The sequence below is a fragment of the Cryobacterium sp. Y82 genome, assembly GCF_002929495.1.
Classification (GTDB): domain Bacteria; phylum Actinomycetota; class Actinomycetes; order Actinomycetales; family Microbacteriaceae; genus Cryobacterium; species Cryobacterium serini.
The window spans coordinates 192,609-205,110 of record NZ_PJJJ01000031.1 but is presented as its reverse complement, the minus strand read 5'-3'; the positions used below and the strand labels follow the sequence as shown (position 1 = coordinate 205,110).

Below are 12,502 nucleotides of genomic sequence, written 5' to 3'. Positions count from 1 at the left end.
TCTGGGACCCCACCCAAACCTGGTGCCCCGCCCACACCCACCGCGCCAACACCCCCAGCCCCGAACCACCCTGGCGCACCTAGACAAACGGTGCCACTCATGGTGAGCACGAGGGCAAGCATCCGCATCCGCTAGCCTGCAACCATGACATCGGAGTCCCACACCACGCCATTTTCCAGCCTCGACGACTACATCGCGTTGCCCCGCGTGGAAAGTCTCACCCTCTCACCCGACGGAGCACGCGTCGTGCTGACCGTCGCCACACTCGCCCGTGATCGCACGACCTACGAGCGGGCACTCTGGTCGGTCGGTGCCGACGGCACGGGGGTTCCGACCCGTCTGACCCGGTCGGCTAAGGGCGAATCGGGGGCGGCTTTCACCGCTGCGGGCGACGTTCTGTTCGTCTCCGGCCGGCCCGATGCTGGTGCAGAAAAAGACACCGAGGCCGCCCAGCTCTGGTTGCTGCCCGCCGCCAGCGGGGAGGCCCGCGCTATCACTCGCCTCGCCGGGGGAGTATCCGGTATTGCCGCGGTCGCCGTGGCCGCCAACTCGCTTGTGATCGCCGCCGACCTGCTGCCGAGCGCCCTCGACCTCGAATCGGAAAGCGTCGCACGCACGGAACGCACCGAGAAGAAGGTCGTGGCCATTCTGCACGAGAGCTACCCGGTGCGTTACTGGGACCACGACCTCGGCCCCGCCGAGCCGCACCTGCTCGCACTCGACCTCGCCGACCTGCAGGACACGATCGTCGGCCCCGCAAGCGTTACCCCAGCGGATGCCCCCGCTCCCTACCCCGCCGATCTGCCACGTCCCCGAGACCTCACCCCCAACCCCGGCCGCACCATGGACACCGCCGGCCAGGCACTGACCCCCGACGGAGCAACCCTCATCGTGGCCCGGCGGGTGGCCGAGCAGCGCTCCGGCCGCTACGTTCTGGTCTCCATCGACGTTTCGACCGGCACCCAGACCACGCTGTTCGACGAACCGAAGGTCGACTTCGAGGCACCCGCCATCAGCCTCGACGGGCGACTGATCGCCTTCGTGAGGTCCGCCGTCAGTACCCCGGAAGGCCCGGCTGACCAGGAAATCTGGGTCGCCGACCTCGACGGCGGCCACCCCCGCCGCCTCGCCACCGAATGGGACCGCTGGCCGACCAGCCTGGTCTTCGACGCGCCGAACGGTGGCGCTCCGGGCGAATCCAACCAGTCCCTCATCGTCACCGCCGACCACAACGGCCGCGGACCCATCTTTCGGGTACCGCTCGACGGCGGGGCCCCGGAACAGCTCACCACCGATGACTTCAGCTACACCAATGTGTGCGTCGACGCCCAGACCGGTGACCTCGTGGCGTTGCGCTCCTCGTGGGTCACACCGGCGCATCCGGTGCGCATCAGCCGTTCCGGCTCCGTCACCAGGCTGGCCACACCGGCCGCACTGCCCGACGTTCCCGGCACGATCACCGAGGTCGAGACCCTCGCCGAGGACGGAGCGCGGGTGCGCGCCTGGCTGCTGCTGCCTGACGGAGCCTCGGCGCAGCATCCGGCCCCGCTGTTGCTGTGGATCCATGGCGGACCGCTGAACAGCTGGAACGCCTGGAGCTGGCGATGGAGCCCGCTGCTCGCCGTGGCCCGCGGCTACGCTGTGCTGTTGCCCGACCCCGCGCTGTCCACCGGCTACGGTCTCGATTTCATTGCGCGCGGCTGGAACGCTTGGGGCGTTAAGCCCTACACCGACCTGCTCGCGATCACCGATGCCGCCGAAGCCCTCCCCGAGATTGACGAGACCCTCACGGCAGCGATGGGCGGATCCTTCGGCGGATACATGGCCAACTGGGTCGCCGGGCACACCGACCGATTCCGCGCCATCGTCAGCCACGCGAGCCTCTGGGCACTCGACCAGTTCAACGGCACGACCGACAACTCCGAGTACTGGCAGAGCATCTTTTCGACGCAGGGCATGGTTGACAATTCGCCGCACCAGGCCGTGCGCGACATTGTCACCCCCATGCTCGTGATTCACGGCGACCACGACTACCGGGTGCCGATCGGCGAAAGCCTGCGACTGTGGTCGGAGCTCGCCGAGCACCACGCCAATGCCGACGGCAGCACCCAGCACAAGTTCCTCTTCTTTCCCGATGAGAACCATTGGGTGTTGAAGCCGCAGCACGCCGTCGTCTGGTACCAGACCGTCTTTGCCTTTCTCGATCAGCACGTGCACGGCGCCGACTGGAAGCGGCCGAGCCTGCTCGGCTGAGCGGGTCAGGGGCAACCCGCCCAGTCGGTTAAAGTGGAGAGCTGGAGAGGAACCAGCTATTGAGTGATATTGCGAGCGAATTGGCGCGGGTACGCGAAGCCTTCGACAAACCGACCCTGCGCCTGCTCGACCGCAAATGGGCGCCGTTCGTGCTCGCGGTGTTCAAGAGCTCGTTCAGCCGGGACCGCCGCAGCGTGGCGTGCGAGCTGCTGCACGCCCAGGTGGATGCCTACCTCGCCGACCTCCGCAGCACCGGTGTCGACGCCCCCGAGAAGACCGGCCGTGCCCTGTGCGTGCAGTGGATGAACGACCTCTGGCTGTACCGCGAAGTCCGCGACGCGGGCGACGGGAGCGAAGAACACTACTCGCTCACCAGCCACGCCCTCGAAGCCCTGCTTCTGGTCGATAGTCTCGCGCGCGATCGGGCGCTGATCAGCGAATCCAGGCTGTCGACGATCGTCGACACCGTGCGCCACCGGGCCACCGAGGCCAACCCCGATCGCGAAGAGCGGGTTCGCCGCCTCGACCAGCAGATCGACGAACTGACCAGCGAGCGCGATCGTCTCGCTCGCGGCGGCGCTATCGAAGCGGCCTCGAACGAGCAGATGCACGAGGGCTACGCCAACCTCATCGACCTTATCCAGCAGCTTCCAAGCGACTTCAAACGGGTCGAGGAGTCGGTCGCGGCCATGCACCGGCAGATCGTTAATGACTTTCGCGGCGAGGAACGCCCGATCAGCGAGGTTCTCGACGACTACCTGGCCAAAACGGATGCCCTCATGTCCTCGACCGCTGAGGGTCGCGCCTTCGAGGGAGCGTTCACCCTGCTGCGCAACGACACTCTCATGCAGGGTCTGAAGGACGATCTGGAGACGATTTTGCTGCATCCGTTCGCCTTGGAACTGGGCCTGAACGAACGGCGCAGCTTCATGAGCACGGTGACGCTGCTGCGCAAGGGTATCGACGACGTTCTCACCCAGCGCAAGGGACTCACGACCACCCTGCGCGAGCACATCGTCAACCACGACGTGGTGAAAGATCGCGAGCTCGAGCTCGTACTGCGGGGCATCAACCGCGAACTTGCCGTCTGGATGCAGACCGCCGGCCCCCGCGCCACTGTCGCCACCGAGCTCATGCCTGGCACTCTCGAGGTTGAACACCTGCGCGAACGTTTCTACGATCCGGTCGCCCATCTCGGACCGCCCGCGCTGGCCGACGTTTCCGACGCTGCTCCCACAGCACCGAGCCTCGGCGACCTGCGCCTCCAGGGCGGGCCACTGCTCGAAGATCTGCGCGACGCCCTCGTGGCCGCTTTCGGGGCGGGGGAGGCAGCATCCGTCGGCAGCGCCTTCAACGGATTTGGTGCAAGCCTGCGCCGCCCGGTCGAGATTCTCGGCCTGCTGCAACTGGCCGCCCAGCTGAATGCTTCGACCAGCCCGGCCGAGCTGGAGAGCTTTAAAACGATACGACCGGATGGCTCGGTGCGGGTATTCGACGTGCCGCGCCGCACCCTGACCGACGACGACATGGCGGCCCTGGCCGCCCAGAATTTGGGTTCCCAGCATGATTGACGACTTTTCGGCTGAGGGCACCGCTACCGGCATCGACAGCGACCCCCAGACCCTCTCCCTGTTCGAGGGCGACGAGGGCGGATTGAGCGCCCCGCAGCGCCGCACTCTCGTGCTGCTGCTGAAACACCGCTATATCTCGGCGGCCCTGCAGCCCGCCGAATGGCAGACGCTGCTGCAGTCGCAAACCCTGCTCAAGTCCCGCCTCAACGACGTTTTCCTCGACCTGCACGTTGACCTCCATTACGAGGTCGCTTTCAAGAGGCAGGCCCTAGCGGAGGGCGGCGAACGGTTTCCGACGCTGCTGCACGACGTGGCCTACACCCGCGAGGAGACAATTCTGCTTGTACTGCTGCGCCAGCGCTTTCGCAGCGAACGGGCCAACGGACAGGAAATCGTACTCGTCGACCGGGACAACCTGGTCGAGAACGTTGCACACTTTCGCCCGGAATACGCCACCGACCTTTCCGGTGACGCCCGAAAGGCCGCTGCCGCGGTCGACAGCCTCGCCAAGGCACGGGTACTGCTGAAGACCAGCGACCCAGACCGGTTTCGCATCTCGGCCGTGATCGAAGTGCTGTTGTCCGTGGAACGCCTCGGCGAACTGCTGGACTGGCTGCGTCAGGAAAACCGTGCTGAAGATACGCAACCGCTCGCCGCCTCGCACCTGGAGCCCCTCGTATGAACGATTCCCCGCTGTTCTACATCGACGGTGCCACCGAGGGCACCACCCAGTGGCGAGCCGAATCCATGCAACTGGTCAACTGGGGCGGATTTCACGGCCACCACGCGATCGACTTCAGCGCCGCGGCCACGCTCGTCTCCGGGGCGTCAGGCACCGGCAAGAGCAGCCTGCTCGACGCCTACCTTGCGCTGATGATGCCCTCGGACACCCCGTTCAACGGTGCCTCGAACGACGCCGGCTCCGGCCGAGCCCGAAGCCACGACCAGCGCAACCTGATGACCTACCTGCGTGGCAAGACCGACGCCAATCGGGAAGGGGCAACCGGCGAGCTGACCGACCAGGTGCTGCGGGGCGCGCACGAGGCTACCTGGGGTGCCATCGCCATGACCTTCATCGACGACAACGAGCGCCGGTTCACCGTGCTGCGAGCCTACTTCGTGCCGCGTGGCGCCCATAAATTCGCCGACGTCGCCATGAAAATGGTCACGACCGACGGACACCTCGACCTACGCGACCTCGCCTCCTGTGCCGAGAACAGGTTTGACAAGCGCGCCCTCAAGGCCCGCTTCGAGGGCCTCGAGGTGTTCGACACCTACGCGGGGTTCGCCCAAACGCTGTACACCCGGCTCGGCATCGGCGCCAACGGCGAGGGCGGCAAGGCTTTGCGCCTGCTCGCCCGCATCCAGGCCGGCCAGCAGGTGAAAACGGTCGACGGACTCTACAAGTCGATGGTGCTCGAAGAGCCTGCGACCTTCGCTGCCGCCGACAAAGCGGTCGACCACTTCGAAGACCTGGAACGTTCCTACGGTGCCATGGTCACCGAGGCGCAGAAGGCCCAGGTGCTCGACCGCCTGCCCGAACTGCACCAGGCTTACGAGGCCGCGACTGCCAAAGCCGAACTGGTCGACACCTTCGGTGTGCACCGGGCAGGGGACACCCCCTTTGTGCTGTGGCAGCTGCTCACCGAGCACACCCTGCTTGAGAATGCCGCCGGCAACAACCGGGCAGCTCGCCGCGACAACCAGGCCGCCCTCGTCCAGGCCCGTGACGCCGAGACCGCGCTGAAAATCCGGGTTGTCGAGTTGCAACGGCAGGAGCGCGACAACGGCGGCGATGTGCTCGAACGGCTGCAGACCGAGCTCGTTCACCTCAGTGACCAGCGCGACGATGTGGCTCGGGAGCACGAAAATTTCCGTCAGCGAGTGCACGTTCTGGCGGCGCCGATCGATTCCGTCGCTACCTTCGCGGCCGCCCAGCGGGAGGCCAACCGCTTTGCCGCCGAGTTCGCCGCCGCCGAGTCAGCCCTGGAGGTGACCCGCTCGGCACTGCAGCGTGAGGCGTATCCCGTGGAGGAGGGCATCCGCTCGCTCAAAAAGGAACGCGTATTCCTGACCGGGCGCGAGAGCCTGGTGCCACAGTCCCTGCACCAGGCGCGGCTGCTGATCGCCGAAGCGGCGGGGATTCCGACCGAGGAACTGCCGTTCGTGGCCGAACTCATCGACATCGCCGCCGGTGAAGAACTGTGGCGGCAGGCCGCCGAGGTGACCCTGTCGTCGGTCGTCCGGGTTCTACTCGTCGATGAGACGCGCCTGGCGCACCTGAGCGCGGCGATCGACCCGCTGCAGCTGCCTCTGCGCATCCACTTCGAGGGCGTGGCACTGAAGCAGCATCAAGCCGTGACCGGTGACGCCCGGTATGTGTCTGGCAAGCTCGACCTGAAGGACTCGCCGTTTAGCAGCTGGGTGCAGGGGCGCCTTCGGTCGTCGAACATCGACGCGCTCTGCGTGGCCAACCCGTCCGAGCTGGTTGGTGAGGGCGCCCGGGTGACGCCGAGCGGGCAGACGCGCAACGGTTCCCGTGGCGCCCATGGCTGGAACACCGGCCAGAAGTCCATCATCGGGTTTTCCAGCCGCGCCCGGCTCGAAGACATTGCCGTAGAGGTGGCCGCGCAGGGGCTGGCCGCTGACGCGATCGCGCAGCGGGCATCCGCTGTTACTGAGCAACTCGGTGAACTGCGCGACCAACTGGCCGCTCATCAGTACATTCTCGACACCGACTGGTCGACCATTGACGTTGCGACAGCGGCCGAACGCATTCAGGGCAAGAAATCGGAACAAGAGCGGATGCTGGCCAGCAGTGATCTTCTGCGTGCACTCAGTATCGAAGAGGCCCGGCTCGCCCTCGAGCTCGATGCTGCCCAGAAACTCAAGCACAGCACCGATCAGGCCGCGGCTGTGCTCAACGACGAGCAGGCCAGCATCGTCGACGCACAGGACGCGGTGAATGATCGACTCGAACAGATTGAACAGAGCAGCGCGCTGACCCTGTCGCTGGAACATTCTCTGCACCTCGATGAGCAGTTCGCGCGCGTCACCGACCAGAACGACCTCGCCGCTTTCTCCGGCGGCCTGAAACGCCTGCGTGAGCGGCTGATCAATCAATCGGCGCAGGATCGTGACAGTGCCGCCCGCGACCGGGCCACCATGATGGGCATCTTCGAGACTTACCAGGCTCGGTGGCCCGACCCGAATATCGGTGTAGCGCTCGAATCGGTCACGAGTTACACGGATATTCTCGACGCCATTCGCACACTCGGCCTCTCTGAGCGTCGCCAGGAATGGAAGCGCCGGCTCTCAGCGTGGAGCGGGCAGGACCTCGTGCCGCTCACCGGCGCGTTTAACACGGCCATCGAAGAGATTGAAGACCGGTTGCGACCGATCAATGAGATCCTCGCGACCCTGCCATTCGGCGCAACCCGCGACCGTCTACAGATTTCGCTGCGCCGACTGCACCGCGACGACGCGAGCGCGTTCCGCAAGGAGCTCAAGGCGCTCTCCTCCGGCGCGACGGAAGAATTCACCGACGATCAAACTGAGGACCGCTTCACTCGGCTCCAGCAGTTCATGGCTGTGATTCGACGGCCTGACGATACCGCCACGTCCCAGCGTGATGTGCTGCTCGATGTGCGCCAGCACGTCGAGATCACGGCCGTTCGCGTGACTCAGGACGGCACCCGCGTCAGCACCTACTCGTCCCTCGGCGGCAAGAGCGGCGGCGAGTCGCAGGAGCTCGTAGCTTTCGTGGTCGGCGCAGCCCTGCGCTTCCAACTCGGCGATGAAAGCCGCACCCGGCCGCGCTTCGCGCCCGTGTTCCTCGACGAGGCCTTCGTCAAATCCGACGCTGAATTCGCCGGCCGAGCCGTTGCCGCGTGGAAGGGCCTCGGCTTTCAACTCATCGTCGGGGCTCCGCTCGACAAGGTCACCGCGCTTGAACCATCCATGCAGCTCGTGCTGTCGGTCACGAAGAACACGACCACCGGTTACTCGTACATCACACCGTTGGCGTCGCCTGAGTTGGTTGTGGCCGGAGCGTCGGCCGCGTAGTCCGGGCGGCACTGCGTGCGGAAGCGCACGTGCCGTTGCCGCAGCGGGGTCCGCCGATCAGGTGCCACGTGGGCGTGGGCGTAGCATGTCTGCATGTCGGTCCAAGATTCTCCTCCATGACTTGGCCTGCACTCACCGACTAGCACCTTGGACTGGAGCAGAACCTTGACCAGAATGCGGCGACTTCATCGCAATCCCGGCTTCCGAAACCCCACATTTTTCTCGACCTGGTTACTGTGGACCGTGGGATTTCTCGCGTTCCCGATCGCGGGCCTCGCCGGCACGGCGGTCGGTGGGCGCGTCAGTAACCCCGTGTCGGCCCTTATCGGTGGCGCGGTCTGTGGGGTCGTCATCGGCTTCGGTCAGGTGATGGTCAGTCGGCGTCGTCTCAACCCGCTGAACTGGGTTCCGCTGACCGGCATTGGTTTGGGCTTGGGTCTGCTCCTGGGCTCGACGGTGGTCGACTATCGCACGACGCTGCCGGAGTTGGCACTGATGGGAGCGATCACCGGGATCGTGCTCGGTGCAGCCCAGGCCATGGGGTTGCCGCCGCGCACGCGCCGACGCTGGCTGTGGGCCCTGGGTATGGCCACGCTGTGGGCGCTGGGATGGACTGTGACGACGCTGGCCGGGGTCAACGTCGAGGCCCAGTTCACTAATTTCGGCGCCATCGGAGCGGTGATCGTCACGGCGCTGTCCGGACTCCTCTTGCATTTCCTGCTGCCGTTTTATCCCTCGTCGGGCATGTGGTTGCGCTCACGCCCCATCAGTACCGCCCCTTAAGGCGCCGAGCGGCCTGCGCGCCAAGACCGCCACGCATCGGTAGCCCAGAGCGCCCACAGTACGAGCAGGGGCTGGAAGGCGAGGCGGATGCCCCGGGACAGATCCGAATTCAGTCCGAAGGAGTCGGTCGCCGTGACGAACTGTGAGATGTTTCCGGGAAAAATGGCCACGAAGAACGCGGCGACGACCCAGCCGACGGGCACCCGCCAGCGGTGCAGCGCAAGTAACGCGGTTCCCAGCAATATCTCGGCTATTCCAGAGAGTACGACGACCAAGTCGGTGTCCAGCGGAACCCACGCCGGGACCTGCGCGTGAAATGCCTCCCGGTTGAATGTGAGATGGCTGATTCCAGCCAAAAGCAGCGCGGCGCCGAGTGTCAATCGGCCGAGCAGCCGCGGCAGCGAACGGCGCGGGCTCGATTTGGCTCCGCGAGATTCTTGGATAGTCATTGTCTGAAGTGTAATTGTTTGCTCGCGCTCTGCCCAGGCTGAGCCTCTTTCGTTCGCAGTCGCATGACACAGTCACGGCGCAAACAAGTACTTCCATCCCAGTAGGTGTATCGTGCCAGCGTCGACCGTAATGGCGGCGAAGCGATAATGCGATGAGAGCGGTGCAGCATGAGCAGTGAACCCCCGATCAATGACGTGACAGACATCGACATCGAGGTCACCCACTCCAAAGCCTGGGCCGCTGGCGTTCCGGGCGTGCTGCACTCCATGCAGCCGGCGATCACGCAGATGGGCGCTGTGCGCGGAATGCGCGCTCTGCTATCGCTGAACCAGAAAGACGGATTCGACTGCATGAGTTGCGCCTGGCCCGACCCCGGGCACCGCAAGACCTTCGAATTCTGCGAGAACGGTGCCAAAGCGGTCACCTGGGAGGCCACCCCGATCACCATCCCGACCAACTTCTGGGCCGAACACTCCCTGACAGACCTGCGGGAGAAGAGCGAATACTGGCTTGGCATGCAGGGCAGACTTGTCGAACCCGTCTACAAGCCAGCCGGCAGCGACCACTACCGTCCGGTCAGCTGGCCCGAGGCTTTTCGCATGATCGCCGCCAAGCTCAACGGTCTTGACTCGCCCGACCAAGCCGCCTTCTACACGAGTGGCCGCGCCTCCAACGAGGCCGCATTCGCGTACCAGCTGTTCGCGCGCGCTTACGGCACCAACAACCTGCCGGACTGCTCCAATATGTGCCATGAATCCACCGGCTGGGCCATGGGCATGACCGTCGGCATTGGCAAGAGCACGGTCAGCTACGACGACTTTGCGAAATCCGACCTCATCATCATCATCGGTCAAAACCCTGGTACCAACCATCCACGCATGCTCACCGCGCTCGAAGAAGCCAAAGATGCTGGCGCGCAGATCGTTGCGATCAACCCGCTGCCCGAGGCCGGCCTGCGCCGCTACAAGAACCCGCAGCGGGTGCGCGGAGTGATTGGCCATGGCACCGAGATAGCAGACCAGTTTCTGCAAGTTCGCCTCGGTGGCGACATGGCATTGCTGCAGGCCGTCTCGAAGCGGGTGCTCGACGCCGAGGACGCTGCCCCAGGAACCGTCCTCGACCAGGCTTTTCTTGACGAACACTGCCACGGGCTGACCGAGCTGCGGCAGCATCTCTCCGAACTTGACGAGCGGATGGTGTTGGCCGCAACCGGCTTGCGCGCGGCACAAATTGACGAATTGGCCAAACGCTACCTAAGCGCTGATCGGGTGATCATCACGTGGGCGATGGGGGTGACGCAACAGAAAAAAGGCATAGATACCGTCAAGGAAATCATCAACCTGCTGCTGCTGCGCGGCAACATCGGCAAGCCCGGTGCCGGTGCCTCGCCGATTCGTGGCCATAGCAACGTGCAGGGTGACCGCACCATGGGTATCTGGGAGCAGATGCCGCCGGCTTTCCTCAATGCCCTGCAAGCCGAGTTCGGTTTCAACCCGCCGCGCGAGCACGGCGTTGATGCCGTCTACGGAGTGCGTGCGATGCGCGACGGAAAGTTGAAGGTGTGGGTGGGGCTTGGCGGCAACTTCGTTGCAGCCATGTCCGACACCGGCATTGCCGAGGCCGCCATGCAACGCACCGAAATGAGCGTGCAGATCTCCACCAAACTGAATCGCTCGCATGCTGTGACCGGCGAGGAGGCGCTGATACTACCGACCCTGGGGCGCACCGAAATCGACGAGCAGGCCGGCGGGGTGCAGTTTGTCTCCGTGGAGGACACAGTCTGTGCGGTGCATCCGTCGTGGGGAAAGCTCGAGCCGGTCGCATCAAACCTGCTCTCGGAGGTCGCGATTATTTCGCGACTGGCCAGCGCTGTGCTCGCTGACTCGGTCGCGGTCGACTGGGCCGGATTCGAGGCCGACTACGACCGTATTCGTGACCACATCGCCCACGTGGTCGAGGGATTTGAGAACTACAACGAACGCATCCGGCAGGAGGGCGGATTCATGTTGCCGAACGGGCCGCGGGACTCGCGCACCTTCAACACCCCGATCGGCAAGGCTATGCTGACCACGAACACCCTGGAGTATCTTGAAGTACCGCCCGGGCGTCTGGTGCTGCAGACGCTGCGCAGTCACGACCAGTTCAACACCACCATCTACGGCCTCGATGACCGCTATCGCGGTATCAAGAAGGGTCGCCATGTTGTCTTCATCAACAAGAAAGATCTGCTCACCCTAGGTTTCGTCGATGGCGATCTGGTCGACGTGCACAGCGAGTTCAGTGACAACGTCGACCGGGTGTTACGCGGCTATCGGCTGGTTGCATACCCGACACCGCGCGGTTGCGCCGCCGCTTATTATCCGGAGGCGAACGTGCTCGTGCCGCTCGATAGTGTCGCCGACGGCAGCAACACACCGGTGTCGAAGGCTGTCATTATTCGACTGGAGCGTGCTGCGTGAATCGTGACGCTACTGAGCGGTGTTCACCCAGCCGGTGGCGTCGGGGTGTTCCGTCTCGGGCTGCTGGCAGACGGCGGTGACCACATCCACAGCCCGGGCCACGGCTGTGCGTGAGGGCATCGCCGGGTTGGCTGCGGCGAGACCGGCGGCGTAGCCGACCATGAACGTCGTGATCGGGGCGGCCATCGGATTCACCGCGTGGGCGGCTTCATCGGCGACGGTGAGCACAAGGTCGTTGTCTACCTCGAGGTCCACAATCTGCAGTGCCTGACTGAGGCGACGGATCCACTGCTTGAGAATCTCTTCGTCTACGGCGTTGTGGGTCACAGCAGCTCCTTCAGTTTCGAGTACGTCGGATGCCTGGTTGGTCCGAGGCTACCCCAAGCTGCGAAATTCCGGGCAATGAAATTGTGTCGAACCGTGGGCTACCAGCCCATGGTGCCCGCCGCGCCCTTGAATGGCCCGACGATTTTTTCGGTTATCCAGCCGCCGTAAAAGTCGCCGTCTTGTGCGCGCACCGTTTCACCGTCGACCGTACACCGGTCCATCGCCCCGGGATAGACAGCGACGCGGTCGGTTAGAGACTCGAAACCTGCATTTGGTGTGGGATAAAACCAGGCGGACCGGGCACGGGAGCCGACCGAGAGGTATCCGGCAGCGCCCTTGAACTCGCAATAAGAATGACCGGCATCCGGTTGCAGCACGCCCGGCGTGAAGGCACCCCGCGGCAGGTAATACACCGGTGGATGGCTGGTCTCGAGCACCCGCACGACGTCTCTCGTGTCGGCGACGGTCACGCCGTCGAGTTCAATGGTGATGTGTTCCCCGGTGTGTTCGACGCGGGGTGGGCGTGGGTAGTCCCAGACGGATTCCTGGCCGGGGTGGATGGGGTCGCGTTTCACTGGTTCAATCATGATCCGA

General features: G+C 64.7%; 9 protein-coding genes. 6 read left to right on the top strand and 3 right to left on the bottom strand.

The genetic code is table 11. From position 1 onward, the window contains the following. The first annotated feature begins 144 nt into the window (after nt 1-144). The 5 genes from CXY70_RS08850 (at nt 145) to CXY70_RS08830 (ending at nt 8,672) form a co-directional block, all read left to right on the top strand. On the top strand, nt 145-2,253 hold the full coding sequence (locus CXY70_RS08850; RefSeq protein ID WP_104191994.1) for a prolyl oligopeptidase family serine peptidase: 2,109 nt from the start codon (nt 145-147) through the stop codon (nt 2,251-2,253). A 59-nt stretch (nt 2,254-2,312) separates the two neighbouring features. Beyond that, on the top strand, nt 2,313-3,824 hold the full coding sequence (locus CXY70_RS08845) for a DUF3375 family protein (RefSeq protein ID WP_158250943.1): 1,512 nt from the start codon (nt 2,313-2,315) through the stop codon (nt 3,822-3,824). After that, complete coding sequence (locus CXY70_RS08840) at nt 3,817-4,506, top strand: DUF4194 domain-containing protein (RefSeq protein WP_104191992.1); 690 nt, start codon at nt 3,817-3,819, stop codon at nt 4,504-4,506. The genes CXY70_RS08845 and CXY70_RS08840 overlap by 8 nt, the downstream gene beginning before the upstream one ends. Continuing rightward, nucleotides 4,503-7,889 carry an ATP-binding protein gene (locus tag CXY70_RS08835; protein ID WP_104191991.1) on the top strand — a complete coding sequence of 1,129 codons (3,387 nt, stop codon included), beginning with the start codon at nt 4,503-4,505 and terminating at the stop codon, nt 7,887-7,889. The genes CXY70_RS08840 and CXY70_RS08835 overlap by 4 nt, the downstream gene beginning before the upstream one ends. A 243-nt stretch (nt 7,890-8,132) precedes the next feature. Further along, nucleotides 8,133-8,672, top strand: a complete 540-nt coding sequence (locus CXY70_RS08830; RefSeq protein WP_104191990.1) for a hypothetical protein — start codon at nt 8,133-8,135, stop codon at nt 8,670-8,672. On the opposite strand, the gene CXY70_RS08825 is transcribed toward CXY70_RS08830, so the two are convergent. Continuing rightward, on the bottom strand, nt 8,669-9,121 hold the full coding sequence (locus CXY70_RS08825; protein ID WP_104191989.1) for a hypothetical protein: 453 nt from the start codon (nt 9,119-9,121) through the stop codon (nt 8,669-8,671). The two genes, CXY70_RS08830 and CXY70_RS08825, sit on opposite strands and share 4 nt — an antisense overlap. Nucleotides 9,122-9,289: 168 nt before the next feature. On the opposite strand from CXY70_RS08825, the gene CXY70_RS08820 reads away from it, so the two are divergent. Continuing rightward, nucleotides 9,290-11,581 (top strand): FdhF/YdeP family oxidoreductase, encoded by a 2,292-nt coding sequence (locus CXY70_RS08820; protein ID WP_104191988.1) that lies wholly within the window; start codon nt 9,290-9,292, stop codon nt 11,579-11,581. Between the two features lie 9 nt (nt 11,582-11,590). On the opposite strand, the gene CXY70_RS08815 is transcribed toward CXY70_RS08820, so the two are convergent. Both CXY70_RS08815 and CXY70_RS08810 read right to left on the bottom strand, forming a co-directional pair. After that, on the bottom strand, nt 11,591-11,908 hold the full coding sequence (locus CXY70_RS08815) for a DUF6457 domain-containing protein (RefSeq protein ID WP_104191987.1): 318 nt from the start codon (nt 11,906-11,908) through the stop codon (nt 11,591-11,593). A 98-nt stretch (nt 11,909-12,006) separates the two neighbouring features. After that, entirely contained in the window at nt 12,007-12,495 is a 489-nt protein-coding gene (locus CXY70_RS08810; RefSeq protein WP_104191986.1) for a DUF427 domain-containing protein, read from the bottom strand. Nucleotides 12,496-12,502: the final 7 nt, after the last annotated feature.